The organism is Mesorhizobium sp. 113-3-3, assembly GCF_016756495.1.
Classification (GTDB): Bacteria; Pseudomonadota; Alphaproteobacteria; order Rhizobiales; family Rhizobiaceae; genus Mesorhizobium.
Genome location: NZ_AP023243.1, coordinates 5,044,666 through 5,071,334 on the forward strand (window position 1 = coordinate 5,044,666; position 26,669 = coordinate 5,071,334).

General features: G+C 61.1%; 23 protein-coding genes. 18 read left to right on the forward strand and 5 right to left on the reverse strand.

All coding sequences use genetic code 11. From position 1 onward, the window contains the following. Positions 1-78 precede the first annotated feature (78 nt). From JG746_RS24905 to JG746_RS24920, 4 genes are all read left to right on the forward strand, one after another. Entirely contained in the window at positions 79-1,686 is a 1,608-nt protein-coding gene (locus JG746_RS24905) for a carboxyl transferase domain-containing protein (protein ID WP_202355133.1), read from the forward strand. Between the two features lies 1 nt (position 1,687). After that, positions 1,688-2,218 carry an O-acetyl-ADP-ribose deacetylase gene (locus JG746_RS24910; protein WP_202355134.1) on the forward strand — a complete coding sequence of 177 codons (531 nt, stop codon included), beginning with the start codon at positions 1,688-1,690 and terminating at the stop codon, positions 2,216-2,218. A 129-nt stretch (positions 2,219-2,347) separates the two neighbouring features. After that, entirely contained in the window at positions 2,348-2,716 is a 369-nt protein-coding gene (locus tag JG746_RS24915) for a hypothetical protein (protein ID WP_202355135.1), read from the forward strand. A 175-nt stretch (positions 2,717-2,891) separates the two neighbouring features. Beyond that, on the forward strand, positions 2,892-4,874 hold the full coding sequence (locus JG746_RS24920; RefSeq protein ID WP_202355136.1) for an acetyl/propionyl/methylcrotonyl-CoA carboxylase subunit alpha: 1,983 nt from the start codon (positions 2,892-2,894) through the stop codon (positions 4,872-4,874). Positions 4,875-4,952: 78 nt separating this feature from the next. On the opposite strand, the gene JG746_RS24925 is transcribed toward JG746_RS24920, so the two are convergent. After that, the gene (locus JG746_RS24925; RefSeq protein ID WP_027046653.1) at positions 4,953-6,074 is read right to left on the reverse strand and encodes a branched-chain amino acid ABC transporter substrate-binding protein; all 1,122 of its coding nucleotides are present in this window, start codon (positions 6,072-6,074) and stop codon (positions 4,953-4,955) included. A 437-nt stretch (positions 6,075-6,511) separates the two neighbouring features. Further along, on the reverse strand, positions 6,512-6,778 hold the full coding sequence (locus JG746_RS24930; RefSeq protein ID WP_202355137.1) for a sel1 repeat family protein: 267 nt from the start codon (positions 6,776-6,778) through the stop codon (positions 6,512-6,514). A gap of 438 nt (positions 6,779-7,216) precedes the next feature. Here JG746_RS24930 and JG746_RS24935 point away from each other — a divergent pair, with 438 nt between their 5' ends. From JG746_RS24935 to JG746_RS24945, 3 genes are all read left to right on the forward strand, one after another. Continuing rightward, a complete protein-coding gene (locus JG746_RS24935) occupies positions 7,217-7,558 on the forward strand; it encodes a DUF2147 domain-containing protein (RefSeq protein ID WP_202355138.1) in 342 nt (113 codons plus the stop codon). A 53-nt stretch (positions 7,559-7,611) separates the two neighbouring features. Further along, positions 7,612-9,135, forward strand: a complete 1,524-nt coding sequence (locus tag JG746_RS24940) for a recombinase family protein (RefSeq protein ID WP_202355139.1) — start codon at positions 7,612-7,614, stop codon at positions 9,133-9,135. Positions 9,136-9,711: 576 nt separating this feature from the next. After that, positions 9,712-10,368, forward strand: a complete 657-nt coding sequence (locus JG746_RS24945; protein ID WP_202355140.1) for a hypothetical protein — start codon at positions 9,712-9,714, stop codon at positions 10,366-10,368. A gap of 376 nt (positions 10,369-10,744) precedes the next feature. Here the strand turns inward: JG746_RS24945 and JG746_RS24950 are convergent, their stop codons facing one another. Further along, a complete protein-coding gene (locus tag JG746_RS24950; protein WP_202359564.1) occupies positions 10,745-11,161 on the reverse strand; it encodes a hypothetical protein in 417 nt (138 codons plus the stop codon). A 204-nt stretch (positions 11,162-11,365) separates the two neighbouring features. Between JG746_RS24950 and JG746_RS24955 the strand changes: the two genes are divergently transcribed. The 11 genes from JG746_RS24955 (at position 11,366) to JG746_RS25005 (ending at position 24,070) form a co-directional block, all read left to right on the forward strand. Next, entirely contained in the window at positions 11,366-13,201 is a 1,836-nt protein-coding gene (locus JG746_RS24955; RefSeq protein WP_202355141.1) for a type I restriction-modification system subunit M, read from the forward strand. Continuing rightward, positions 13,198-14,472: a restriction endonuclease subunit S gene (locus tag JG746_RS24960; RefSeq protein WP_202355142.1), complete on the forward strand. Its 1,275-nt coding sequence runs from the start codon at positions 13,198-13,200 to the stop codon at positions 14,470-14,472. Before JG746_RS24955 ends, JG746_RS24960 begins: the two co-directional genes overlap by 4 nt. After that, positions 14,469-15,383, forward strand: a complete 915-nt coding sequence (locus tag JG746_RS24965) for a GIY-YIG nuclease family protein (protein ID WP_202355143.1) — start codon at positions 14,469-14,471, stop codon at positions 15,381-15,383. The genes JG746_RS24960 and JG746_RS24965 overlap by 4 nt, the downstream gene beginning before the upstream one ends. Next, positions 15,380-18,511 (forward strand): type I restriction endonuclease subunit R, encoded by a 3,132-nt coding sequence (locus tag JG746_RS24970; RefSeq protein WP_202355144.1) that lies wholly within the window; start codon positions 15,380-15,382, stop codon positions 18,509-18,511. The genes JG746_RS24965 and JG746_RS24970 overlap by 4 nt, the downstream gene beginning before the upstream one ends. Further along, on the forward strand, positions 18,498-19,103 hold the full coding sequence (locus JG746_RS24975; RefSeq protein WP_202355145.1) for a hypothetical protein: 606 nt from the start codon (positions 18,498-18,500) through the stop codon (positions 19,101-19,103). The genes JG746_RS24970 and JG746_RS24975 overlap by 14 nt, the downstream gene beginning before the upstream one ends. Positions 19,104-19,184: 81 nt before the next feature. Further along, entirely contained in the window at positions 19,185-19,766 is a 582-nt protein-coding gene (locus JG746_RS24980; protein WP_202355146.1) for a hypothetical protein, read from the forward strand. A gap of 11 nt (positions 19,767-19,777) precedes the next feature. Next, a complete protein-coding gene (locus tag JG746_RS24985; RefSeq protein WP_202355147.1) occupies positions 19,778-20,518 on the forward strand; it encodes a DUF4145 domain-containing protein in 741 nt (246 codons plus the stop codon). 436 nt (positions 20,519-20,954) lie between these two features. Then, the gene (locus JG746_RS24990) at positions 20,955-21,110 is read left to right on the forward strand and encodes a hypothetical protein (protein ID WP_202355148.1); all 156 of its coding nucleotides are present in this window, start codon (positions 20,955-20,957) and stop codon (positions 21,108-21,110) included. A 41-nt stretch (positions 21,111-21,151) separates the two neighbouring features. Beyond that, on the forward strand, positions 21,152-21,346 hold the full coding sequence (locus JG746_RS24995) for a hypothetical protein (protein ID WP_202355149.1): 195 nt from the start codon (positions 21,152-21,154) through the stop codon (positions 21,344-21,346). A gap of 116 nt (positions 21,347-21,462) precedes the next feature. Further along, positions 21,463-22,926 carry an AMP nucleosidase gene (locus tag JG746_RS25000; protein ID WP_244730437.1) on the forward strand — a complete coding sequence of 488 codons (1,464 nt, stop codon included), beginning with the start codon at positions 21,463-21,465 and terminating at the stop codon, positions 22,924-22,926. A 112-nt stretch (positions 22,927-23,038) separates the two neighbouring features. Then, positions 23,039-24,070, forward strand: a complete 1,032-nt coding sequence (locus JG746_RS25005) for an endonuclease/exonuclease/phosphatase family protein (RefSeq protein WP_446721218.1) — start codon at positions 23,039-23,041, stop codon at positions 24,068-24,070. Positions 24,071-24,122: 52 nt separating this feature from the next. Here JG746_RS25005 and JG746_RS25010 read toward each other — a convergent pair whose 3' ends face one another. Continuing rightward, positions 24,123-24,719 carry a DUF922 domain-containing Zn-dependent protease gene (locus JG746_RS25010; RefSeq protein ID WP_202355151.1) on the reverse strand — a complete coding sequence of 199 codons (597 nt, stop codon included), beginning with the start codon at positions 24,717-24,719 and terminating at the stop codon, positions 24,123-24,125. Positions 24,720-24,854: 135 nt separating this feature from the next. Next, positions 24,855-26,534: an electron transfer flavoprotein-ubiquinone oxidoreductase gene (locus tag JG746_RS25015; RefSeq protein WP_202355152.1), complete on the reverse strand. Its 1,680-nt coding sequence runs from the start codon at positions 26,532-26,534 to the stop codon at positions 24,855-24,857. Between the last annotated feature and the right edge of the window lie 135 nt (positions 26,535-26,669).

Below are 26,669 nucleotides of genomic sequence, written 5' to 3' on the forward strand. Positions count from 1 at the left end.
GGCACCCACGACGGTCGGACGCGGGCTGATACAATGGTCGAGCTGAAGCATCAAGGGATTTGAGGAAGCGACAACACGATGGCTACGCTGCAAACCCAGATCTCCCCCTCCTCCGAAACCTTTCGCGCCAATGCCGAACGCATGCGCGCACTAGTCACCGACATTGCCGAAAAGGCCGCGACCGTCGAGCGCGGCGGCTCGGAGGAGGCGCGCGAGCGCCACATCTCGCGCGGCAAGCTGTTGCCGCGCGAGCGCCTGGCGCAATTGCTCGACACCGGCTCGTCCTTCCTGGAAATCGGTCAGTTCGCGGCATGGTCGATGTATGGCGAGGAGATTTCCGCGGCCGGCCTCATTGCCGGTATCGGCCGCGTCGAAGGCGCCGAGGTCATGGTCGTCGTCAACGATGCCACGGTGAAGGGCGGCACCTATTATCCGCTGACGGTGAAAAAGCATCTGCGGGCGCAGGAGATCGCGCTGCAGAACAATCTGCCCTGCATCTACCTGGTCGACAGCGGCGGCGCCAACCTGCCCAACCAGGACGAGGTGTTTCCCGACCGCGAGCATTTCGGCCGCATCTTCTACAATCAGGCCAACATGTCGGCCGCCGGCATCCCGCAGATCGCCTGCGTTATGGGGTCCTGCACCGCCGGCGGCGCCTATGTCCCGGCGATGTCGGACGAGACGATCATGGTGCGCAACCAGGCGACGATCTTTCTCGGCGGCCCACCGCTGGTAAAGGCGGCCACCGGTGAGGACGTCAGCGCCGAGGATCTGGGCGGCGCGGATGTGCATACGCGGCTTTCCGGCGTTGCCGATCATTATGCGATGGACGACGAGCATGCGCTCGCCATCTGCCGACGCATCGTCAAAAACCTGAATCGTAACAAGACTGTAAGCCTGAACTTACAGAGATCGATTCCGCCGCTTCATCCGGCGGATGAACTCTACGGCGTCGTGCCGACTGATCTGCGCCAGCCCTACGATGTGCGCGAGGTTATCGCGCGTCTTGTCGACGGCTCCGAATTCGACGAGTTCAAGCAGAACTACGGGACGACGCTGATCACCGGTTTTGCCCATCTCCACGGCATGCCGGTGGGCATCATCGCCAACAATGGCGTGCTGTTTTCCGAAAGCGCGCTGAAGGGCGCGCATTTCATCGAGCTGTGCTGCCAGCGCGGGATCCCGCTGGTCTTCCTGCAGAACATCACGGGCTTCATGGTCGGCCGGAAATATGAGGCCGGCGGCATCGCCAAGGACGGCGCCAAGCTGGTGATGGCGGTTGCCACCGCCAGGGTGCCGAAGGTGACCGTCATCATCGGCGGTTCGTTCGGCGCCGGCAATTACGGCATGTGCGGCCGCGCCTATTCCCCACGCTTCCTGTGGATGTGGCCGAACGCCCGCATCTCGGTGATGGGCGGCGAACAGGCGGCAACCGTGCTTGCCATGGTCAAGCGCGAGGGCATCGAGCGCAAAGGTGGCGAATGGAGCGCCGAGGAGGAGGCGAAATTCAAGAAGCCGATCCTGATGAAATACGAGCATGAGGGCCATCCGCTCTACTCGTCCGCCCGCCTCTGGGATGACGGCATCATCGATCCGGCGAAGACGCGCGAGGTGCTGGCGCTGAGCCTGTCCGCCGCGCTCAATGCCGAGATCGAGGAGACGCGCTTCGGCGTGTTCAGGATGTGAGATGAGCAGGGCGCTGGACAGGATCCGCATCCACACCGGCGACATTACGAAGCTGGATGTCGACGCCATCGTCAATGCCGCCAATTCGTCGCTGCTTGGCGGCGGCGGGGTCGATGGCGCCATCCATCGCGCCGCCGGCCGCGAGCTCGAGTTCGAATGCCGGATGCTGGACGGATGCAAGGTCGGCGACGCCAAGATCACCAAGGGTTACAAACTGCCGGCTCGGCACATCATCCACACGGTCGGGCCGGTCTGGCAAGGCGGCGGCAAGGGCGAAGCCGAATTGCTGGCGTCATGCTATCGCAGGTCGCTGGAACTCGCGGCCGCCCATGATTGCCGTTCGGTGGCGTTTCCCGCGATCTCGACCGGTGTTTACCGCTACCCGAAAGATGAGGCGGCCGAAATCGCTGTCAGCACGATCTGCATGATCGTCGAAGACAAAACCATACCCGAAACCGTCATCTTCTGCTGCTTCGACGAGCATATGGCGGAACTATACCGGCGAGCCGTTGCTGTGCTCCGGAAAGGTTGAATTGTATGGACCAATCGATTCATCAGCACAGGCGAACTCGGGCCCCCGACAAGGAACTGGCGGCGAGGACAAATATTCGCTACTGCTTGCCCCGCGCAATGCAATGGGGACAATGTGGACAGGGTGGAAATGAAACTGAAATATTTCCGGCGGACAGCTGCGTCGATACTTGCAGGATTACTAATATTAACGACAGCCGGCGCCAGCCAGGCGGGATCGCTCGCAGGAAGCAAGGGAGACGTGCGTTTTCCGCCGACCCTGGGCACGGGCGAATGCAACGTTGCCTACAAGGGCTACGTCGCGGCGAGCGGTCATTCGGCCTACGCCACAACCTTTTATTCGCGCGTCGTCGACCTCTACATCATCTGCGGGACGAAGCTCAACGCACCGTCCCAGAAGGCCGCGGAAGAGATCGCGCTGCGCAACTGCCAGGCCGGCTTGACGCGTTGGAAGCTCAAGACCGCGAGTGGCGGCTGCGCGATCTCGGCATCGAAATAGGCAAGTGCGCTTCGCTCGCAGAGCACTCCCTTGGTAAGGGAATGCTCTGCATCAAGTGCCGAACTGCAAGGCAGCATCCGGCGAAGGGAACGCCTGCCCGTATAGGTTTGCGGGACGGCGGGAGCGCGAAGGGACGCCTGGGGCGCTTTCATCAAGCCCGGGCTACGGAGGCTCCATGTTCAGCAAAATCCTGATCGCCAATCGGGGCGAGATCGCCTGCCGTGTCATCCGCACGGCCCGCAAGCTCGGCGTGCACACCGTCGCCGTCTATTCGGACGCCGACGCGAAAGCTCTGCATGTCGAGATGGCCGACGAGGCCGTTCATATCGGCCCCTCGCCCGTCGGTGAGAGCTACCTGCGCGGCGACAGGATTGTCGCGGCGGCGCTTTCGACGGGGGCGCAGGCCATCCATCCCGGTTACGGCTTCCTGTCGGAAAACCCTGATTTCGTCGACCAGGTGGTTGCGGCGGGGCTCACCTTCATCGGCCCGCCGGCGGCCTCGATCCGCGCCATGGGGCTGAAGGATGCCGCCAAGCGGCTCATGGAGAAAGCCGGTGTTCCCGTCGTTCCGGGCTATCATGGCGAGGCGCAGGAGATCGTGCTGCTTGCGTCCAAGGCACGCGAGATCGGCTATCCCGTCCTGATCAAGGCGCGGGCCGGCGGCGGCGGCAAGGGCATGCGGCGCGTCGAGCATCCCGATGATTTCTCCGAGGCGCTATCAGGCGCGCGGCGCGAGGCAAAGGCGGCTTTCGGCGACGACCGTGTGCTTGTCGAAAAATATGTCGACAAGCCGCGACATATCGAAGTGCAGGTGTTCGGCGACAATTTCGGCAATGCCGTTCATCTCTATGAGCGCGACTGCTCGGCGCAGCGCCGCCACCAGAAGGTGATCGAGGAGGCACCCGCCCCCGGCATGACGCCGGCGCTGCGCAAGGCGATGACGGAGGCGGCGGTGAAGGCCGCCAAGGCGATCAATTATTCCGGCGCCGGCACCATCGAGTTCATCGTCGATGCCTCGCAAGGGCTGAAGGCCGACCGCTTCTGGTTCATGGAAATGAACACCCGCCTGCAGGTCGAGCATCCCGTCACCGAGATGGTCACCGGCACCGACCTGGTCGAGTGGCAGTTGCGGGTCGCCAGCGGCGAAAGGCTGCCGAAGACGCAGGGCGAGATCACGCTTGCCGGCCATGCCTTCGAGGCGCGCATCTATGCCGAGGATGCGGCAAAGGGGTTCCTGCCCGCAACGGGCACGCTGCACCATCTGAGGTTCCCTGAAGCAGCCCCCGAAGATGCCACGATGCGCGTCGAGACCGGCGTGCGGGCCGGCGATGCCATCTCCCCCTATTACGATCCGATGATCGCCAAGCTGGTCATCCATGCAAAGGACAGGCAAGCGGCGCTGGAAGCGCTCGGTGTGGCGCTGTCGCAGACCGAAATTGCTGGTTCCACCGTCAACACCGGCTTTCTTGCCGCTCTTGCCGCCGATCCCGACTTTTGCGCCGGTGACGTCGACACCGGCCTGATCGGCCGGCATCAGGCGGCATTGACCGAGGTCGCGCCGCCGAGCGGCGAAATTATCTCGGCAGCCGCCCTTGCCGCCTCCGGTGCACAAGCTTTGCCACCATCGAACGACCCATGGTCGTCGCTGTCCGGCTACGCGCATTTCCACGGCGTGGCCCGGCGCACGCGGCTGAAGTTCGGCGAGACCGATATTCTGGCAAAGGTTTCAGCGCGGCCGGATGGGCGCTTCCAGGTGGCGCTCGATGCGCCCTATGACAGCGCCAATTCGCATGATTTCCGCGCCGCTCCCCGCCTCGCCCGCTGGCCTGGCCACATCACTGTGTTCGAAGGCGCCGTCGGCTACACATTCACGGTACCGGACCCGTTGGCACGCAGCGATGACGCGGCAGCCGCCTCCGGCAGCCTGCGCGCGCCGATGCCGGGTCTGGTGAAGCTGGTGCGCGTGGCCAAGGGCGACGCGGTGATCAAGGGCCAGCCGCTGCTGATCCTCGAGGCGATGAAGATGGAGCACACCATTGCCGCCCCGCATGACGGGGTGGTTGCCGAGATCGCCGTGGAAGGTGCGCAGGTTACCGACGGAACGGTGCTTGTGCGGTTCGTCGAGGAACAGAGCGCTCCGACCGCCGCCGCAGGCTGACAAACGGAGCGCATCGCGGACCGCAAAGCAAAATGGCCGGGGCGAACCCCGGCCATTTCTCTGGATCATCGCGTCAGGTTACTGCGCGATCGGCGCGTACTTGCCGTCATGCCACTGGTTGATGTCGTAGCTGGCATTCTTGAGGTCGCCCTTCTCGTCGAAGGTGACGTCGCCGACAACCGTGCTGATCGGCGTGCCGTTCTTCAACGCTTCGGCGACCTTGGCCGGATCGTCGCTGCCGGCGCGCTTGATGCCTTCGGCGAAGGCCTGGACCACGGCGTAGGAGAAAAGCGTGAAGCCTTCCGGCACGAAGCCGCCGGCCTTGATCTTCTCCACCGCAGCCTTGGCTTCCGGCTTTGCCTGCGGGTCCGACGGGAAGACGAACATGGTGCCTTCGCCAGCCGGGCCGGCAACCTGCCAGAATTCCGGCGAGGCGATGGAATCCGGCATGATCAGCTGGAACTTCAGGTTCTGCTCAGCCGACTGACGCAGGATCAGCCCGGCCTCAGGGTGGTAGCCGCCGAAATAGACGACGTCGGCCTTGAGATCCTTCAGCTTGGTGACGAGCGCCGAATAGTCCTTCTCGCCGGGATTGATGGCGTCATAGTAGACTTCCTTGAGGCCGCCCGTGTTCATGGTCGCCCTGACGGCATCAGCCACGCCCTGCCCGTAGGCGCTCTTGTCGTGCAAGATGACGACGTTCTTGCCGGCATACTTCTTGGCGATCCACGGACCGATGAAGGCGCCCTGTGCATCGTCACGCGTGTAGAGGCGCATGATGGTCGGCCAGCCGGCCTTGGCGGCCGCGTCGGTCAGCACCGGGTTCGAGGACGCCGGGCTCATCATCAGCGCGCCGGCTTCGGCATAGACGGCCGAGGCCGGAATGCTCGAGCCGGAGCAGGCATGGCCGTCAATGAACTTGACGCCGTTGGCGACGATGCGGTTGGCGACCGACACGGCCTGTTTGGGATCGCACTGGTCGTCCTCGATGTCGAGCTTGATCATCGAGCCGTTGACGCCGCCGGCGGCGTTGATGGCGTCGGCGGCGGCCTGTGCACCCTGCTTGAACTGGTCGCCGATGGTGGCGAGCTGTCCGGTCATCGGGCCGACCACCGAAACGGTGATGTCGTCGGCGAATGCGACCGGCGCACTCATCATCAGGCCGAAAATGGCCGCGCTCAAAATACTCATTTTTTTCATGGCAATAGAACTCCTCCACTCACGCGCGGCCGCCCCGGCCGCGCTTCTTCCAGAGAGGCGGGACAATTTCATCCTTCATTGGGCCTGTCTAGGCGCATTTGGCGCCGCTCGATTGGGCCTGTGAGCCCTCATCCACGCAAAAAAGCCACGCCAGCCTTGTTTCGGCCGGTCGTGGCTTTTTGCCTATCGGGCTGTTTCCCCAGCGCCCCCGCGCCGCGAACCCAACGTGGCCTTCCCTGTCTTCCCTGCCATGACCTTGTCCGAAAACCGGATTTCCAGGTTTCGGATCATGGTCCATCGTACGGGTTGGGCCGGTGCGGCCTGCCGCATTCTTGTCGTTGATGGCCTGTGGCCTGGCTGTCTGCGCAGCCTTATCCCTGTTTTGGCCCGACCGTCTTGGAGCGGTCTTGGCCGGAGCGTCCCCGTCTGCCGGAAATCTAGTGCATGGTCATCCATTCGCGGGCTTCGCGCAGCGCCTTGGCGATCTCGACCTTCGACATGGCGGCCGACAGTTCCGAGCGCAGTTCCGCGGCACGGGCCGAGCCCTTGATGGCGGCGATGTTGAACCATTTGTGGGCGGCAACGACGTCGGTCTCGCAATCGCGGCCGGTCGCATACATCATGCCCAGTTCGAAAAGGATGTCGGCCTGGGCAGTTGTCCCCATGGCGCCGAAACCTGCTTCAAGCATTTCAAAACGTGCCATTTTAGTCCCCTGTCTGGCTCCCGAGAGCTGCCTCCGTTCGTCTTGTCCGGGCCGCTCTTTCGATGCTTCCGAGAATGCCGATCAGGCTTGAATCCGTCGTTAAATGGCGTGCTTAATTTGAAGAAAACAAAGCTAAAACAAGAGGTAAACGCTGAAATTCGTTAAGGATACGAAGCCAGCAATTCAGCCGATTTTCGTCAAATTTGACGAAAATTCTCGGAGCCTCGATCAACACTCCGCTAACCACGGGAAACAAACAGGACACGCCGGTCGTTTTTCTTTCCTCGCCCACAGAGCCAATTCAGGCGGCTTCAAAATGCCGAAATCTTCCCTAGCGGCACCGCTTTTGTTTTGCCGGGAGCTGGATTAGCTTACGTTTGCGTAAGCGGCAGACCGGCGAGGCGGAGAATTCGGCCGGCTATCCAAAGGGAGCAAGACATGTTTCGAAAAGTGAGCCTGGCTCTTGCAGCCACATTGATCATGGTGGGGACGGCATGGGCCGATCCGATCGAAGGCAGCTGGAAGACGCAATCCGGCGAGACCGCAAGCATCGCCGGCAGCGGCTCGTTTTCCATAACGCTCAAGACAGGCAAGCATGCCGGCAAGACGATCGGCTCGCTCAAGCCGGCCGGCGACAACAAATATGCCGGCAGCATCACCGACCCGGCAAACGACAAGACCTATTCCGGCAAGGCGACGTTGTCGGGCACTTCGCTCAAGATGAGCGGCTGCGTGCTTGGCGGACTGATCTGCAAGAGCCAGACCTGGCATAGACTTTAATTCTGCAGAGTGCTATCGGGCGGTTTCCATACACGAACGGAGACCGCCCACCCATGCTACAGCCGCGAGACCTCAAGGGCCGCAACGCGATTTCCTATGCTCGCTGGTCATCCGGCAAGCAGGCCCAAGGCGACAGCCTTGCCCGACAGACCAAGAATGCCGAGACCTTCTGTTCTACGTTCGGCCTAATCCTTGACAGGCAATTGGTCGATGACGGTGTATCTGCCTTCAAAGGTGGCAACCTGGACCTGGAGGCGAGCCTTGGGACGTTCATTGCAGATGTGAAGGCGGGGGTTATCCCTAGTGATACCGTTCTCCTACTAGAGAACCTCGACCGCTTCTCGCGCATTCATCCTATGGATGCCCAGCCCGTCCTGTCCGAACTCCTCAAGACCGGCCTCACCTTGGTGACACTGCAAGACCAGAGGGTCCACACCTATACCGACTACCGCGCCAACTTCGCCAGCCTCATGATGTCTCTCATGTCCATGCAGGCTGCGTACGAGTACAGCGCCAAGCTGTCCCATCGGGTGGGCGAAGCATGGAGCCGCAAGGCCGAGAAGGCGCGGGCAGCTGTCGCAAGTGGCGGGACAAGGATCAAGGTTGCAAAGGTCCCCTTCTGGATTGACCGCGAAACGAACGAGCTCAATGGGCGAGCCGATGACGCGCGGCTGATCTTCGAGCTTGCGAAGGAAGGGCACGGGCAGCAGACCATCACACAGATGCTCAACACGCGCGGCATCCCCTCTCCCTCAGGGAAGACATGGGCTCAAGCCGTTGTAGGTGAAGTCCTCCGCTCTCCAGCCGCCTATGGGTGCCTTGTCCTTAAGGGCGAAGAAGTCCCCGGCTATTTCCCGACGCTGATCAGTGAGACCGAATGGCTGGCCACCCGGCAACGCACCAAGGCTCGGCGTCACAGTAGACAGGTGGGGCGCACGTCGAACCTGTTTTCCCGCATGGTCCACTGCGGACACTGCGGCTCTCCGATGGTCCTCACGTCTTCCAAGAAGGGCGGGATGTCGTGGGGCTATTTCACCTGCACGGGGAAGACGTTCAAGCGCACGGAATGCACCGCGCCTAACTGGCGCTATGACCAGTTCGAGCAAGAGATGATTGACCGCATTGGGTTCCTGGCAGTTCCTATACCGCAGGACCAGACAGGCCCCGATCTCTCAAGGGAACTTGAGGAAACCATAGGTGCCCTCGAGGCCAAGCGCGAGAACGCCCTTGCTGGTGCCCTCGACGCTGAAACCGCCGAAACTCGCAAGGCCTTCTCGGGGAAGGCCGATGAACTTACCCGCCAGATCGAGGCCAAGCGCCGGGAGATAGTAGTCATCCGTGAGAATGACGCGAGATACCGTGAGAGCGCGGCGGCTGTCGTGGACTTTGAAATGGATCAGGAGGAGATCAAGCGGCTGGCTGAGGAGGACCGGAAGGGAGCTCAAGGGCTCATCTCCAGCCTCGTACAGCGCATCGATCTTGAGAGCGACAGCAAGACCCTCAGGCGGGCGGTTGTCACCATGCGAAGCGGCTACAGCCACTCCCTTGTTTTCGACAGCACCGGAGAACCGGGCTGATCACAGCCTCATATGGAGTATAGAGACGGCGCATTAGCGACATCTAATTTCCTGCCATAATGTACATAGAACGCGCGCTCCTATCGGGCAGCGGCTGATTAGCTACTCATACTGCACATAGAAGCGCCCCGCCCTTAAGGTCAGATAAGAAAATTATTGCTCAACCCCTCCCGCAAAGAGGGGGTGGTTAGAACAAAATAATTACCCGCTCACATGGTACATAGAACGGGAAAATCTTCCTTTCCTTCTCTCCCGCAATATCCCTCCATACTGTACATAGAAACTCCTGCTATTGGGCGACTGCTGCCTCGCTGCGGAAATCGCCACGAGGGCACCCAGCGCCCCAAGGACACCCAAGACCTCAGGTCGACTGGTTCACCCGCCGCCACTCGGTCGATGCACTCAAGAACTTTGGGACGGCAAGGACGCATAGCGGCTCCTTGCGTCACCCGCGCCACCTGTAGCGCCGCCACGGCTTACCGCCCTCTGCTCCTCTCCTATACCCGCCCAACGCCAGACCTTCCCCAGAGACCTCCCTGTGCCCCCTGCGGCCAGAAAGAAAGGCATTCCATCACCATGACCATGCATAACAATCCCACGCCCGCCTTCGAGGGATGGATCAGGCAACAGATGTTGGCCGCTGTTGCCCGAGGCGGTCGGCCATTCACCGCCGCACAGGTGATAGCCGAGAGCCGCCGCTTCAAAGGCGGGTTCGATCGACCTCTCCTTGCTCGCGGAGAAATCCTCAACCCGGTCACTGGCGAGATCGTCACCGACTGCCTGTCACTCTCGAAGGCCCTTGATGTCCTTCGGGAGCGCCACGGGATCGATACCACCGTCCGAAAGCTGATTACCATGCTGGGACGCAAGAAACTCGTCGAGTTCCGCCTTGCCTGGCGCATGGTGCCCATGGCGACCGACCCTACCGCAAGGAAACCGGAGTATCGGCACGAAGCAATAGCCACCAGAACAGCGATGGACGACGGCCTCCTTATATCCATCGACTACGGACGGAACGGCGAGAAGTGGGTGCGGACCTTGGCGACCCCCGATGGACTTGCGTTTCTCGCCGGGCTCCTGAAGGCACCGGCGGGAGCCGTCAAGAAACCCAAGGCTCGGGATACTGTGCGGGCATTCCTGGCCGGAGGCAGAACGCAGGCCGAGATCGTTCAACTGAGTGGCATGTCCAAGCAGGTGGTCTCGTACCACGCAAAGTCCATTAGCAATCTCTAAGTCAAAAAAATCGGTCGTCGCTATACTATAGACGAGAGGTAACTGGCGTCCCTGTCAGACCCCATAAAGGAGATCACTGGCGGTACCAGTCGGTAAGCCCATGGCTGGAGACGGCTTCGCCGTTCATTGGATAACCGACCGTGCTGCCAGCTTCGCTGCGGAGACAAGATTGATGGTCATCACTGATAATCATTTCTTTTGTCTCACCTGAGCAACAGCTTCAGGACCGTCAGGACGCTCTATCGGTACGGGCGAAGCCCGTCTCTGCGATAGCCTACCTGACGATAACCTGAAGCTCGTGTCTCTGACTGCTTGAACCCCCCTGCGTCCTTGCTCCCACCTTTTTTGCTGGGTGGAGAGCGCCACGCTGGGCCACTCAGTACGCTCTACAGTTCGTATAGATGCCCGTACTTATGCACCTCACCTGGTTACCGCCAGGACGCGCGATAGGCGTCACCTGCGGAATGCCCATCTGGGGATACCGCATAGCAGTCGCGGCAGCCATTGCCTGATTGTTCGCGGCTAAAGTCGCAGCTTGCTGTTGCGCGATCATCTGCTCCTGCATTCGCATCTGCTGGTACATCATAAGCTGCTGATCTGTCATCGCATCGCGATAACCTGTCTGCTGAGCTTTTGCGTTCAGGCACATGACTCTGGTTGGAGAAATTGACTGCACACGGACACAGCTTTCGTCCCCGGCCATGTAGTAGGCGCCATTGTAAAAATTCGGAGCGGGGCTGGTCGCGCACCCCGTAAATAAAATCATGCTCAAAAGAGCCCAGCTGCGTCTCAAGATTTCAGTCCCCCGTGTCTGTGTAGTCAGGGTAGTAGTGCAGCCCGGATAGACGTGTTCTTAAATTGCGTTGTGCCAGCGATTGACGCAGCGGCAGGTACCTCAAGTCAACCCTCTGGTCCCGTGGAAGACCTCTGCATTGCCGTTGCCATTTGTTGACCTCTCGGCTTTAGTCTCCACGAACTGATTTGGGGGGCTCAACAATTGAACCAGCAGGCACTTTCGGCGTTCATCTGGTCCGTGGCTGATCTCCTCAGGGGCGACTACAAGCAGGCCGACTACGGCAAGGTCATTCTCCCCTTTACCGTGCTGCGGCGTCTGGACTGCGTGCTTGAGGCGACCAAGGAAGCCGTGCTGGCCGAACATGCCGCAAAGGTTGCCCAAGGCATGAACCCCGAGCCCTTCGTTCTGCGCAAGGCCGGGCAGACCTTCTACAACACCTCAAAGCTCGACATGCGCAAGCTGATGGGCGATCAGGACAACATCGCCCAAAACCTCTTCGCCTACATCCAGGCCTTCTCGCCCGATGTGCGCGACGTCTTCGAGCGGTTCGAGTTCGCGGTACAGGTGGAGCGGCTGACCAAGGCCGGGCTGCTCTATCAGGTCACCGAGAAATTCGCCCGCATCGACCTGCATCCCGGCAAGGTCGACAACCACCAGATGGGGCTGATCTTCGAGGAACTGATCCGCAAGTTCTCGGAACTCTCCAACGAGACCGCCGGTGAGCATTTCACGCCGCGCGAGGTCATCAGGCTGATGGTGAACCTGCTGTTCGTCGAGGACGATGACATCCTGTCGAGGCCCGGCGTGGTGCGCACGATCTACGATCCGACCGCTGGCACCGGCGGGATGCTGTCGGTGGCCGGTGAACATCTGGTCGAACACAACGACAAGGCCTCACTGGTCATGTACGGGCAGGAACTGAACCCGGAGGCCTACGCCATCTGCAAGGCCGACATGCTGATCAAGGGGCAGGATGTCGCCAACATCGTTTTCGGCAACACGCTCTCCGACGATGGCCATCAGCAAGAGAAATTCGACTACATGCTGTCCAATCCGCCCTTCGGCGTGGAATGGAAGAAGGTCGAGAAGGAAGTCCGCCGCGAGGCCGAGCAGCAGGGCTTCAATGGCCGTTTCGGTCCCGGCCTGCCGAGGGTCTCCGACGGGTCCCTGCTGTTCCTGCTGCATCTCCTTTCCAAGATGCGCCCTGCTGTCGACGGCGGCAGCCGCTTCGGCATCGTGCTGAACGGCTCGCCGTTGTTCACCGGCGGGGCTGGCAGCGGCGAGAGCGAGATCAGGCGCTACGTGCTGGAGAACGATCTGGTCGAGGCCATCGTGGCCCTTCCCACCGACATGTTCTACAACACCGGCATCTCCACCTATGTGTGGGTGCTGTCCAACCGCAAGCCAGCGCATCGCAAGGGCAAGGTGCAGCTCATCGACGCCTCCAGCTTCTGGCGCAAGATGCGCAAAAGCCTCGGCTCCAAGCGCAAGGAGATGGGCGACGACGACATCGCCACCGTCACGAAACTGTTCGGCGGCTTCCACGAGGCCCGTCTTGCAACTGTGCAGGATGCCGACGGCAAGGAAGTGGCGCGAAAGGTGGTGCTTGAGGGCGAGCAGCCTCCTCAGGCTGCCGAGGGCGGCAAGGTCAAGCTCGCGCCGCTGTCGCTGGTCTTCCCCAACGAGGCGTTCGGTTACCGCACCATCACCGTCGAGCGCCCCTTGCGTGACGACAAGGGCCGGGTGGTTCTTGGCGAGCGCGGCAAAAACAAGGGCAAGCCGCAGGCCGACAGTGCCTTGAGGGACACCGAGAACGTGCCGCTGGCAGAGGACGTGGAGGCCTATTTCCGGCGCGAGGTTGTGCCCCATGCCGGGGATGCATGGATCGACCACGAGAAGACCAGGGTCGGCTACGAGATACCCTTCAACCGGCATTTCTACGTCTTCGAGCCGCCGCGCCCATTGGCCGAGATCGACGCCGATCTGAAGCAGGTCACCGACCGCATCATGCGGATGATCGGGGAACTGTCGGCATGACCGGCAATTGGACAGAGACCCGGCTACGCTTCGCGGTCCAACTCAATCCTTCCAAGTCCGAGTTACAAGGAGTTACGGAGGAAACCGAGGTCACGTTCCTCCCCATGGAAGCCATAAGTGAAGATGGCTCAATTCGTCTCGATGCTACTCGACCGCTGAGCGACGTCCAGTCGGGCTACAGCTATTTCCGTGATGGTGATGTGACCATAGCGAAGATCACGCCCTGCTTTGAGAATGGCAAGGGAGCTCTCATGCATGGTCTTCTGGGCGGCGTCGGGTTCGGCACTACAGAGTTGATCGTGGCGCGGCCAAGAGCCAACGTCGCTGATGGCGCGTTCCTGTACTGGCTGTTCTCCTCACCGGACTTCCGCCGTTCCGGCGAAGGGTCGATGTACGGTGCCGGGGGCCAGAAGCGCGTACCGGATGACTTCGTACGAGACTTCCGGGTCGCCCTTCCGTCCCTCCCCGAGCAAACCGCCATTGCCGCGTTCCTCGACCGCGAGACAGGCAAGATCGATGCGCTGGTGGAGGAGCAGAAACGGCTGATTGAGCTGCTCAAGGAGAAGCGTCAGGCCGTCATTTCCCACGCAGTCGCCAAGGGGCTGAACCCCAATGTCCAGATGAAGGCCTCTGGCGTCGAATGGCTGGGCGACGTGCCGGAGCATTGGGAGGTCGTGTCCTTAGGAGCCCTTTTCCGGTTTGTGAAGCGTCAGAACGGCGACGAATACGAGGTGTTGTCGGTCTATCGAGATCATGGGGTCATCCCAAAGGCGTCTCGAGACGACAACATCAACAAGACGCCCGAGGACCTCTCAAAGTATCAGACGGTACTACCGGGTGACCTTGTAGTGAACAAAATGAAAGCCTGGCAGGGGTCGCTTGGCGTATCGAAACACACGGGCATCACCAGCCCCGACTACGCAGTGTTTGCTCCTCTCCACACTGCGGCGAGTGATTACCTGAACCTGATGCTTCGTTGCAGTCTGCTGCCCAGCATATATCGATCTATCTCGAACGGCATTCGACCTGATCAATGGCGTGTCGAACCCGACAAGCTCAAGGAACTCAAGGTCCCTCTTCCGCCCCGAAGCGAGCAAGATGCTATAGCCCACCACTTAGTTGCCTCGGTCGGTAGGTGGCACGAACTGAGCGATAACGCGGAGAAAGGCATCCTCCTTCTACAGGAGCGTCGTTCCGCACTCATCTCTGCCGCCGTCACTGGCAAGATCGACATTCAAGAAAAGGCTCAACCCGACGTGGAGGCGGCATGACCAGTCGTCCAGAAGGTCGCTCGCTCGAACTCTACTTCATCGACGGCAGGCCGGATGGCATGCTTACCGCCGAGGTCTTCAACTGGACCGGCCACATCCTTATGGCTCCCCGCACCCAGATCGGCACGGCGTTGGCACGGAGGGAAGCTCGACACGCGGGCGCTTACATTCTCTTGGGGGAACAGGGCGGCAAGCCGACGGCCTATATCGGTGAGGGTGACGACATTGGTCAGCGTATCAAGAACCATGACATCAATAAGGATTGGTGGACCAGCGTCGTATTGATCACATCGGCAGCTAACAATCTTCACAAAGCCCACGCGCAATACCTCGAAGCCCGACTGGTTGAAGTTGCCCGCACCGTTGGACGAGTGTCGCTGGACAACGGCAATAACCCAGCCCGACCGACCCTTTCGGAGGCGGCCACGTCGAATATGGAGGGCTTCCTCGACTATCTGTTCATGGTGCTACCCGCGCTACGCGTGGACATGTTCCTGGAGAATACGAGGCCACAGAGAAACGTCGGTGCGACAACCCCGACAGCTGCTACGCCCGTGTTTGAGCTGACAAGTCCCAAGCACGGCCTTCACGCAACGGCCCGCCTGGAAGGGGGCGAGTTCATCGTAGACGCGGGTTCACAGGCTCGCACGGACTGGGAGAGTGCCCGGGATGAACACACGTATGGACGACTACATGCTGAACTCGTCGACGCAGGTGTCCTAATCCTCGATGGATCACATCGAAGGTTCGCAGAAAGCTATGCCTTCAGGAGCCCGAGCGCCGCTGCTGCCGTAGTCTTTGGGCGGCCAGCCAATGGTCAAGTCGAATGGAAGATGAAGGGCACGTCCACGACGTACAAAGATTGGGAAGCACGGCAGATCGGGAGTGCATCGCCCGGAGAACCCGGATGAGCCTACACAAGGAGATCAGCTTCGAGGCCGAAATCTGCGCTCACCTTGCCGCCAACGGCTGGCTCTATGCCGACGGCGATGCCGCCGCCTATGACCGGACCCGAGCGCTGCTTCCCGCCGATGTGGTGGCGTGGGTCAAGGCCAGCCAGCCGAACGCCTGGGACACGCTGAGCAAATCCCATGGCGCAGCGTCGGAAGCGACGCTGCTCGACCGTATCCGAAAGCAGCTCGACGAACGCGGGACGCTCGACGTGTTGCGCCACGGCGTCGAGATGATCGGCCTCAGGGCGCCCCTGGCGCTCGCCCAGTTCAAGCCAGCCCTGGCGATGAATGCCGACATCCTCGCCCGCTATCAGGCCAACCGGCTGCGCGTCGTACGGCAGGTGCGCTATTCCCTTGCCAACCAGAACGCCATCGATCTCGTGCTGTTTCTCAACGGGCTGCCGGTCACCACCGTCGAACTCAAGACGGACTTCACACAATCGGTCACCGACGCGGTGGACCAGTATAGGTTCGACCGCCTCCCGAACCCCAAGGGCCAGAGCCCCGAACCACTGTTGAGCTTCCCGAGCGGGGCTCTGGTTCACTTCGCTGTCAGCAACGCGGAAGTGATGATGACAACAAGTCTTGAAGGCCCGCAGACGCGCTTCCTGCCCTTCAACAAAGGCAATGGCGGGGGCAAGGGAAACCCGCCGAACGCCGAGGGACACCCGACGGCTTACCTATGGGAGGACATCTGGCAGCGGGGCTCGTGGCTGGAAATCCTCGGGCGCTACATGGTGGCCGAGCGGGACACGAAGAAAAAGATCAAGGGCATCATCTTCCCGCGCTTCCACCAACTCGACGCAACACGCAAGCTACGCGCCTCGGTGCTGGCCGAAGGGGCTGGCGGCAAGTACCTGATCCAGCACTCGGCTGGTTCCGGCAAGACCAACTCCATCGCGTGGACCGCGCACTTCCTAGCCGATCTTCACAACGAGAAGCATCAGAAGGTCTTCGACACGGTTCTGGTGGTGTCCGACCGCAACGTCATCGATACGCAGTTGCAGGAGGCGATCTTCAACTTCGAGCGGACTACCGGCGTCGTCGTCACCATCAAGAGCGACAGCGGCGCTAAAAGCGGGCAACTGGCGGACGCGCTGGCTGGCGGCAAGAAGATTGTCGTCTGCACCATCCAGACCTTCCCCTTTGCGCTCAAGGCCGTGCAGGAACTGGCGGCATCGCAGGGCAAACGGTTCGCGGTCATCGCCGATGAAGCGCACTCGAGCCAGACCGGCGAGGCGGCGGCCAAGCTGAAGGCCGTGCTTTCCCCCGAGGAGCTTGCCGATCTCGGTGACGGCGGAGAGATTAGCTCCGAGGACATTCTCGCCGCCCAGATGGCTGCCCGGGCAAGCGACAAAGGGATCACCTATGTTGCCTTTACCGCCACGCCCAAGGCGAAGACCCTTGAGCTGTTTGGCCGTCGCCGCTTTCCAGATCAGGCTGCAAGCGAGACAAACCTGCCAGCGGCCTTCCACGTTTATTCCATGCGACAAGCGATTGAGGAGGGTTTCATCCTCGATGTGCTGCTTAACTACACGCCCTACAGCCTTGCCTTCAAACTTGCCCATGATGGTAAGGAGATTGACGACACCGAGGTCGAGCGCAGCGCTGCAGTCAAGTCCCTAATGCGCTGGGTGCGGCTCCACGACTACAACATCAGCCAAAAGGTTCAGGTGGTGGTCGAGCACTACCGGTCGCTGGTACAGCCACTGCTCGACGGCAAGGCCAAGGCGATGGTGGTGGTGGGCAGCCGTATCGAGGCCGTGCGGTGGCAACTCGCCATCAACAAATACATCAAGGAGAAAGGATACAAGCTGGGGACGCTGGTGGCGTTCTCGGGCGAGGTCAACGATCAGGCGAGCGGACCAGACCCGTTCAGCGAAACGAGCAAGGAACTCAACCCCGGCCTAAACGGACGCGACATCCGCGAAGCCTTCAAGCTGCCGGAGTATCACATCCTGCTGGTGGCCAATAAATTCCAGACCGGGTTCGATCAGCCCCTGTTGTGCGGCATGTATGTCGACCGGCGGCTGGCGGGCATCCAGGCCGTGCAGACGCTCTCGCGGCTCAACCGGGCGCACCCCGGCAAGGACACGACCTATGTCCTCGACTTCGTCAACAGCAGCGACGACATCCTCAAGGCGTTCCAGACTTACTACGAGACCGCCTCGCTGGAGAATGTGACCGACCCCAATCTCGTCTTCGACCTGCGGGCCAAGCTGGACGCCTTGGGGTACTACGACGATTTCGAGGTCGAGCGAGTGGTCAAGGTCGAGTTAGACCCGACATCAAAGCAGGGCGACCTCGTCGCCGCCATCACGCCTGTCACCGACCGGCTCTTGCGATCCTACCGGGACGCACAGGAGCTCTTGCGGATAGCTCGGTCGAAAGATGATACCAAAGCGGCCAAGGACGCTCAGGACACGATGGATGCGCTCGTGCTGTTCCGTGCTGACATGGGGGCGTTCGTGCGCCTTTATGCGTTCTTGTCTCAGATATTCGACTACGGCAACACCGCTATCGAAAGCCGCCATATCTTCTTCCGCCGCCTCATCCCTTTGCTGGAGTTCGGGCGCGAGCGGCAGGAGATCGATGTTTCCGGGCTGGTGCTGACCCACCACAAGCTGGCCGACAAGGGGAAGCGTACGCTGGTGCTGGGCGGGGAAAGCGAAAAACTCCAGCCGATCATTGAAACCGGCTCAGGCTCTATTCAGGAGAAGCAGAAGGCGTTGCTGGCAGAGATCGTCGCCAAGCTCAATGACTTGTTTCAGGGCGATGTGACCGATGATGATCAGCTTATCTACGTCAACAACGTCATCAAGGGCAAACTGATGGAGTCTGACACGCTCGCCCAGCAAGCCGCCAACAACACCAAAGAGCAGTTCGCGAACTCACCTGACCTGTCAAAGGCGATCCTCGACGCCATCATCGACGCCTTCGAGGCGCACACGACGATGAGCAAGCAGGCGCTGGACTCTGCAAAAATTCGCGAGGGTCTCAAGGATGTGCTTCTGGGACCGGGGCAACTGTGGGAAGATCTAAGGGACGCGCGGGAGAGCAGAGAGGCCAATCATGTTCAGCGATAAATGGTCTCCTACTCTCGCACTCACCGCTTTGGTATTCGCGGTTATTCAGTGGACCATTTCGCTACGGGCAGCGAAGCGAAAGCGCGACAGCGAACTTACTAACTGGGGCGGCGAAGTTATCCGTCTTATGGCTGAACTTGAGACGCTCTGCCATCCTATCGTGAAGGGGAGCAGTCTCGACCGGGTTGCTGTGGAGCGGCTCAGCTACCATGCGAGCGCGTTAGTCGACAAAGGTCGACTCTTCTTCCCTAACGTAAAAAGCAAATGGCGCACGCGCGGCGATGGTACAAGAACAAAAATCCTCGATGAAGTTCTGCGAGCTTGTTACGCGGCGCGACACTTGGCTGCGTATGGAAGCGGCCCGAACGACAGGCTGCATCGCGAACAGGTCTGGGCAATGCGCAAACGCTTTGTCGAACTTCTCCAGAAACAGGTGGGACCCACTCTTCTGAAAGTCGGGAAAGATGATGTTGGTCAGCATGTCGAGATGGATCCAGCGTTGTGGATAGACCATCGAAGAAAACTCGTATTGCCCGTTGACGCAGACGGCACGAAGCCGATCGATCCGGCCATCCGAGGGATAGCGTTGTAAATGGGAAAAGGTGGGTATCTCGGCGGCAGTACTGTAGTAGGTGGGTTTGGTTGGTCCTCCTTTGACCCTGCAAGTGGAAGGATGGCAAAAGGCAAGGCCATGCCAAAAAAGCAGTCGCCTCAGAAGGCGAAGGCTCAGTCTACGAGGAAAAAAGCGTCGGTTGAGCCGCCAAAGAAGATGGCTCAGAAGGAAAACCGGCAGCCTAACATCAACCTGTTTCGGCGGATATATCTTGAGGCTATCATCGACGCGGCGCTTCGAGCCATGGCCGCGCCTTTGCCACCGAAGCGCGCTCGTGAACAACTGAACGCGGAAACCCTGTTGGCTGGTGGTCCTGTCCGATGGGCGAAGGCCCAGCCCGAGTATCAGGTCACGTTAGAGCGGAAACAGCAGAGACTTGCCAGCAAGGCCCAAGCTCCTCTGGAGCAAGAGGGCAATGCCTCCGTGGTGAAGAAACGCATCTGGACGCTGGACGCCCCTCCCAAGGGATCGCGGCAGCGGCCGGTAGTTGAGGTCAACCGAGCCTCCGTCCAGTCTCTGTGTGAGGAACGGGCGCGACTTAGCACCGCTCTTGCTGCTGCCGAGGCCGACATCCGCAGGCATAGAGAGGCTATTGCCGAAATTGACCGGCGACTTGCGACGGCAAGCTCAAACCGAAGGTAGGACGGGACCCAATGGCTACGCTACCAGGAACACAGACCACTCAAATCACGAGTGGACTTCGGGACGCTCCCGTTGAAGGCGACTATACGCCAAAGTTCAGGAAGACGAAGTTCAAATGCCCACGCTGCCCGGTGATCGCCGCACAGACGTGGACGGTCCCTTACAAGAAGGAGCACAAGCAATTCAATCAGAAGTTAGTGGCTCTCGACGAGCAGATTTCAGACTTAGGGATTTCACAGTGCGTGGCATGTGGAGGTCGTTCACTCTGGTTCGAAGGAACCTTGGTATACCCGAGCCAGTCGGGCGATCATCCGATACCGCAAGATCTTCCTCCTCAGCTTCAAAAGGATTTCGAGGAGGCTGCAGCGGTCGCTGCGGCTAGTCCCAGGGCAGCGGCGGCTTTGCTTCGCATGTGCATCGAAGGCCTTTGCAAGTTTGCCGCCCAGAAAGACAACTTCAACGATGCGGTTTATGAACTGGAAAAGCAGGGCGTTCCAACGCAGATAACCGTAGCTATGGATGTCGTAAGAATGACTGGCAACGAGGCCCTACATGCTTCACGCCTGTACGGGACGGACGACGCGACGACGGTGTCGATTTTGTTCCGTCTCGCCAACTCCATTGTTCAATGGGCGATCACTGACAAGAAACAGCTTGAAGGATTAGTTGCGGAGATCGGCTCTGAGCGGTTCGCAAAGAACGCTGCAGCTAGGCAGAGGAACGCCGAGAAGGCCGCTCGTGCGGGAAGCTGACTGATCGGTTGCGGACCTTTCTGAGAAAAATTCGTATCCCCGAATGTTAGAGAGGTGTAGCCTCAGTCCCCCCGTGGGGGCGGCTGTAGTACCTAATGTCCACCTATACGACGATACCTTTAATCCGCACCAAATCACCGGCCCGAACTCGCTTTCCAGCTATGCGTCCAGCACATTCCGTAAAATAAAAGCTAAGTCTGGCACAAGCTCTGATCGACCCTATCCTTGTGATCTGACGACGGGGCCCAGCAGGCCCCGTTTTCGTTTTAGCGGCACGTCGAGCCCTGGCGCGCTCGCCCTGCCGGCTGTGGCCGCTTAGTTCCCGGCACCCGCTCAGATCCCGTCAATCAATTTGAACCGCAGATGAACGCCGGCATCAGAGCCGGTTCAGAGGCGTTGGGGCATTCTCCGCCGTGTTGAAGGAGACACGACCCCAATGCTTGCTCGCCGCTTTACCATCGTCTGCCTGCTGATGAGCCTGTTTGGAATGTTCTTCGCCATCCTCGTCGCCGAAGCGGGCCGTTCTCCCCGCTCCTGGGACGAAGCCAACAGACTATGCCGTCTCGCCTGCCCGACCAACCTTCGCCACTGAAACAAAGAAACCCGGACCTCGAAAAGAAAAGCTCAGAGATCATGACCCGCATCGCCGCCAACACCCTGAAGACCCTTCGGCTCCTGCCGCGGGCGGTGCTTATCCTGATGCTCCTGGCTGCTCCGGTCCTGGCGGTGCCGATGATGCGCGCCGATGCCGGCTCGACGATAGAGGCGCCGGCCCTGAGGAAGTCCGGCGTGGGTTTCGTGCTGCTGGTCAGCCTGCAGAGGGGATAAAGAAAAATGGCGCTTTGAGCGCCTTCGGCAGCGAGCCCCCTCCCAACCGCTCGTGCAAGTCTCTATATTGAGCCATGGAAAAGCGAATCTACCCCCAAGCCATCGAATCTGTCGTCATGCCGGAGCCTTTTGGCCGGCAAAGCTTTGACAACGCCGAAAAGGCCGTTGCCGCACTGCAGCTGCTTTACGACCGCAACACCAAGTTCCTGCGCGACGCCTTCGCGGCCCTGGCGGCCGACGGCGGCGACAGCAGCAGGCGCTACCGCGCCTTCTACCCCGAGATCGGCGTCACCACGAGTTCGTTCACCCAGGTCGACTCGCGCCAGGCCTACGGCCACATGCCAACGCCCGGCCATTTCGCCACCACGATCACGCAGCCGCAGCTGTTCGAGCGCTATCTGATAGAACAGCTGCGCCTGATCATGCGCAACCACGGTGTCGCGGTCACAGTTTCGGAATCGACCACGCCCATTCCGCTGCATTTCGCCTTCCTGGAGGGAACCTACGTCGACGGCGCCGCCGCGGAGCGCATCAAGCGGCCGATCCGCGACCTGTTCGACGTGCCTGATCTCGACGGCACCGACGACCAGATCGCCAACGGCACGTTCGAAGTGGCCTTCGGCGAACCGAGACCGCTGGCCCCGTTCACGGCGCAACGCATCGACTATTCGCTGCACCGCATGACCCACTACACGGCGACCAGCCCGCAGCATTTCCAGAACTTCGTGCTGTTCACCAACTACCAGTTCTACATCGACGAATTCGTCGCCCGCGCCCGAGACCTGATGGAGAAGGGCGGCGGCGGTTACACGGAATTCGTCGAGCCAGGCAACGTCGTGACCAGAGCCGGACAGAGCGCACCGAGCGAAGGCGTTGGACCGCAGCGCCTGCCGCAGATGCCGGCCTATCACCTGAAGAAGCCGAATCATGGCGGCATCACCATGGTCAACATCGGCGTCGGTCCTTCGAACGCCAAGACGATCACCGACCACGTAGCCGTGCTGAGGCCGCATGCCTGGGTGATGCTTGGCCATTGCGCCGGACTGCGCAACACCCAGGCGCTCGGCGACTACGTGCTGGCGCATGCTTATGTGCGCGAAGATCACGTGCTGGACGACGACCTTCCGGTCTGGGTGCCGATCCCGCCGCTGGCGGAGATTCAGGTGGCGCTGCAGGAGGCGGTCGCCGAAGTCACCGGCCTGTCAGGCTATGATCTGAAGCGCATCATGCGCACCGGCACCGTCGCCACCATCGACAACCGCAACTGGGAACTGCGCGACCAGCGCGGGCCTGTGCAGCGCCTGTCGCAGTCGCGCGCCATCGCGCTCGACATGGAATCGGCGACGATCGCCGCCAATGGCTTCCGCTTCCGCGTGCCCTACGGCACGCTGCTATGCGTTTCCGACAAGCCGCTGCATGGCGAGTTGAAACTGCCTGGCATGGCGACCGAATTCTACAAGCGCCAGGTGGCGCAGCACCTGACCATCGGCATCAGGGCGATGGAGAAGCTGGCCGAGATGCCCATGGAGCGGCTGCATTCACGCAAGCTCCGGAGCTTTTCGGAAACGGCGTTCCAGTAGGGCGGCCGCGACGCCTCGGCGAGGCAAATCGCCATCTTGCCCAGGACGCATTTTGGCCGATAAGCAGATGGAACGGATCGTCAGGCGGCATTCGGCAGACACGACCTCGATGATGACAGGCGCGCGCTTGAAAATGACGGCTGGGTTGGCATTCCTGGCAATGACGGCATTGTCGGCTGCGCTGTTGGCCGGGTTCTTCGGCACCCTGCATCCGGCTTTCGATTCCTTCTCGCATTTCCGCATGCACTTCAGCGTGCTCATGGCGCTTCTGGCACTGCCGCTGCTTGCCAGTTCGTTTCGGCTGCAAGCGGCGGCGGGGTTGCTGTTTGCCATCGCCTGCCTGGTCACGACGGCAAGCGCCCTGCCGAGGCTTTGGCCGCAGGCGGCGGCCGCCAAACCCGCCGACCAGATCGTCTACAGCCTGCTGCAGATGAATTTGCGCTTCAACAACCCGACACCGAAGAAAGTGCTCTCGCTGATCGGCCGCACCAATCCGGACGTGATCACCCTCGACGAGGTGTCGCAGATGTGGACGACAGAGCTTGGCACCATCACCAGTGCCTATCCCTACCGTATCCTGTGCCCTTACCCGAACGGGGCGTTCGGGGTGGCGTTGCTCTCCCGCCGGCCCTTCATGGCCGGCACGAAACCCAGTTGCGAGCCGCGCGGCGCGATGGCAACCGCCACCATCGACTTCGGCGGGATCGACGTCGATGTGGCCGCGATCCATTTGAGCTGGCCGTGGCCGAAGGAACAATACTGGCAGATCGGCGAACTGTCGCAGACATTGGCCGGGCTGGGCGAGACCGCGATCATGGCTGGCGATTGCAACGCCGCGCCGTGGAGCGCGGCGGTGCGTCGGGTCGCGGCTCTCGGCGGGCTGACACTTATGCCTTCGGCTGGCCCGACCTGGATCCACCGGACACTACCCGACGTCCTGCGCCGCTATGCGGGCCTGCCGATCGATCAGGTGTTCAGCAAGGGTGGCTTGACCATCCTGTCTTCGCAGCGGCTGGAGGACACCGGCTCCGACCATCTGCCGGTGCTGGTCGAGTTCACGCTACGCCCAGACGACAAGCAGCATGAGAATGACCACGCCACAGCGCTCGCGGCGAGCGACTTGTCGGCCAAGCCGCACGGCTGAATCCAATTCTTGTTTTAGTGCAATTCCGGACGGAAAACCGTTTTGCCCTGGTTCACGGTTTTCCGGTCAAGGCAGCGATCAGATGTTCGACATGGCCGCCATTGCTGTGTTCGCGCCGATCGAAGGCGTTTTGTTTGGCCTCATATTCGGCATAGACAGCCCGGATGCGCAGTTGCGCTTCGCGGCGCGCCTTGGAGCAGGACGGATCGTTTGCGATCCGCAGGCCGGTTATCGACTTCTCCGTGGCGCGCATCATCTGCCTGGCGATGCGCCCATGTGTTTCCTCATGGGCGCGAACACCTGCGAAAAACGCGTTCCAGCGTCTCTTCAGCGCCGGCGTCGCGGGGGAGGCAAGGCGCGGGAACGTATAGGAGAGATTGAGCGTGCCGTTGGCCCGCTGCACTCGGCAAAAGCCGTTGGCCTCACGGGCGTTGAGGTTCCAGTCGACGGTATAGGCCGTGGTGGCGATGGCATGCGTCATGAAGCCGTGCCTGGGGCCTTTGCTGTCCATCGCATCGACGAGAGCGGCCCCTGAGCTTCCCGTGACGTCGTAGGTCCGCGTCTGGACCACTGCCCTGGTGCCGGCCGAGGCCTCCTGCGCACAGAGCGCCCCGATGGCGACGAGGCATTTCAGAACTGTCCGGCGCATCGGCCTTCTCCCTATTCCTGGAGAAGGAACCATAGACCGGTGGCCGTTTCAACGGTCCTGCCGGCCTGCATGCCCACGCAGCCGGCCCCCGCCCGCATTTTTGCCGCCGAGTCCGAAACCGCCGGCGGCGCGACGTCACATACCCTGGTAGACCGGGCCCTCGCCGCCTTGCGGCGGCACCCAGTTGATGTTCTGGTTGGGATCCTTGATGTCGCAGGTCTTGCAGTGCACGCAGTTCTGCGCGTTGATGACGAAGCGCACATCCTTTGCCGCCGGATCGGCGGCGGCATTGCCGTCCTTGTCGACCCATTCGTAGACGCCGGCCGGGCAATAGCGTGTCGAAGGCCCTGCAAAGACATCGTGCTCGGACCGCTTCTGCAGTTCCATATCACCGACCAGCAGGTGGACCGGCTCGTTCTCTTCGTGATTGGTGTTGGACAGGAACACCGAGGACAGGCGATCGAAGGTCAGCACGCCATCAGGCTTCGGATAGGCGATCTTCTTGTGCTGGGCGGCCGGCTCGAGCGCGGCATAGTCGGCCTTGCCGTGCTTCAGAGTGCCGAAGGGCGAGATGCCGAACAGCGTGTTCAGCCACATGTCGAGGCCGCCGAGGCCGACGCCGACGATGGTGCCGAAGCGCGACCAGAGCGGCTTGACGTTGCGCACCTTCTTCAAATCCTTGCCGATGTCGGTCGCACGCCATGCTTCCTCGTACGAAGTGAGTTCGTCATTGGCGCGGCCGGCGCCGATCGCCTCGGCGACATGGTCGGCCGCCAGCATGCCCGACAGCACGGCATTGTGAGAGCCCTTGATGCGCGGCACGTTGACGAAGCCGGCAGCGCAACCCATCAGCGCGCCGCCGGGGAAGGACAGTTTCGGCACCGACTGCCAGCCGCCCTCGGTGATCGCGCGCGCGCCATAGCCGAGCCGCTTGGCGCCCTCGAATGTTCCCGCGATCGCCGGATGGGTCTTGAAACGCTGGAATTCCTCGAAGGGCGACAGATACGGGTTCTTGTAGTTGAGGTGGAGGACGAAGCCGACCGCCACCTGGTTGTCCTCGAGATGGTAGAGGAAGGAGCCGCCGCCGGTCTTCATGTCGAGCGGCCAGCCGAAGGAATGCTGAACCAGGCCCGGCCGGTGGTTCTCCGGCTTGACCTGCCAGAGTTCCTTGAGTCCGATGCCGTATTTGCCGGGCTCGCGGCCGTCAGAGAGTTTGTATCTGGCGATCAACTGCTTGGCGAGCGAGCCGCGCGCGCCTTCGCCGATCAGCACATATTTGCCCATCAGCGCCATGCCCGGCGCAAAGCCCGGCCCATGCGTGCCATCCTTCTCGACGCCCATGTCGCCGGTGACGACGCCGGTGACGGCGCCCTCTTCATTGTAGAGCAGGCCGGCGGCGGCAAAGCCCGGATAGATCTCGACGCCGAGCGCCTCGGCCTTGCCAGCCAGCCAGCGGCAGACATTGCCGAGCGAGACGATGTAGTTGCCGTGATTGTTCATCAGCGGCGGCATCAATATGTTGGGCAGGCGGAACGAGCCGGCGGGGCCGAGCACCAGGAAATGATCCGCCGTGACCGGCGTCTTGAAAGGATGGCCCTCCTCCTCGCGCCAACCGGGCAGCAGCCGGTCGATGCCGATGGGATCGACGACGGCGCCGGAGAGGATATGGGCGCCGACCTCGCCGCCCTTTTCCAGCACGACGACGGAAAGCTCGGGATTGACCTGCTTGAGGCGGATGGCGGCGGCAAGGCCGGCCGGACCGGCGCCGACGATGACCACGTCGAATTCCATGCTTTCGCGTTCGATATCGCTCATCAACCCCTCCGCACTGGCTTGCCGCTGTTGCGTATCTTGCTGGCTCCTGCGCTGCATAGCGCATCAATTGGCGACAGGAAACCGGCGCAGACGTGACAATGCGGATTTGGCCAAAAAGTCGCGCATCTTGCGGCA

Coding starts and splice junctions, on each gene's coding strand:
- JG746_RS24945 (WP_202355140.1), top strand. CDS start 9,712: ATGACCATGCATAACAATCCCACGCCCGCCTTCGAGGGATGGATCAGG.
- JG746_RS24965 (WP_202355143.1), top strand. CDS start 14,469: ATGACCAGTCGTCCAGAAGGTCGCTCGCTCGAACTCTACTTCATCGAC.
- JG746_RS24985 (WP_202355147.1), top strand. CDS start 19,778: ATGGCTACGCTACCAGGAACACAGACCACTCAAATCACGAGTGGACTT.
- JG746_RS24920 (WP_202355136.1), top strand. CDS start 2,892: ATGTTCAGCAAAATCCTGATCGCCAATCGGGGCGAGATCGCCTGCCGT.
- JG746_RS24990 (WP_202355148.1), top strand. CDS start 20,955: ATGCTTGCTCGCCGCTTTACCATCGTCTGCCTGCTGATGAGCCTGTTT.
- JG746_RS24960 (WP_202355142.1), top strand. CDS start 13,198: ATGACCGGCAATTGGACAGAGACCCGGCTACGCTTCGCGGTCCAACTC.
- JG746_RS24970 (WP_202355144.1), top strand. CDS start 15,380: ATGAGCCTACACAAGGAGATCAGCTTCGAGGCCGAAATCTGCGCTCAC.
- JG746_RS24905 (WP_202355133.1), top strand. CDS start 79: ATGGCTACGCTGCAAACCCAGATCTCCCCCTCCTCCGAAACCTTTCGC.
- JG746_RS24910 (WP_202355134.1), top strand. CDS start 1,688: ATGAGCAGGGCGCTGGACAGGATCCGCATCCACACCGGCGACATTACG.
- JG746_RS25015 (WP_202355152.1), bottom strand. CDS start 26,534: ATGAGCGATATCGAACGCGAAAGCATGGAATTCGACGTGGTCATCGTC.
- JG746_RS24930 (WP_202355137.1), bottom strand. CDS start 6,778: ATGGCACGTTTTGAAATGCTTGAAGCAGGTTTCGGCGCCATGGGGACA.
- JG746_RS24935 (WP_202355138.1), top strand. CDS start 7,217: ATGTTTCGAAAAGTGAGCCTGGCTCTTGCAGCCACATTGATCATGGTG.
- JG746_RS24975 (WP_202355145.1), top strand. CDS start 18,498: ATGTTCAGCGATAAATGGTCTCCTACTCTCGCACTCACCGCTTTGGTA.
- JG746_RS24915 (WP_202355135.1), top strand. CDS start 2,348: ATGAAACTGAAATATTTCCGGCGGACAGCTGCGTCGATACTTGCAGGA.
- JG746_RS24995 (WP_202355149.1), top strand. CDS start 21,152: ATGACCCGCATCGCCGCCAACACCCTGAAGACCCTTCGGCTCCTGCCG.
- JG746_RS24940 (WP_202355139.1), top strand. CDS start 7,612: ATGCTACAGCCGCGAGACCTCAAGGGCCGCAACGCGATTTCCTATGCT.
- JG746_RS25000 (WP_244730437.1), top strand. CDS start 21,463: ATGCCGGAGCCTTTTGGCCGGCAAAGCTTTGACAACGCCGAAAAGGCC.
- JG746_RS25010 (WP_202355151.1), bottom strand. CDS start 24,719: ATGCGCCGGACAGTTCTGAAATGCCTCGTCGCCATCGGGGCGCTCTGT.
- JG746_RS25005 (WP_446721218.1), top strand. CDS start 23,039: ATGACAGGCGCGCGCTTGAAAATGACGGCTGGGTTGGCATTCCTGGCA.
- JG746_RS24925 (WP_027046653.1), bottom strand. CDS start 6,074: ATGAAAAAAATGAGTATTTTGAGCGCGGCCATTTTCGGCCTGATGATG.
- JG746_RS24980 (WP_202355146.1), top strand. CDS start 19,185: ATGGCAAAAGGCAAGGCCATGCCAAAAAAGCAGTCGCCTCAGAAGGCG.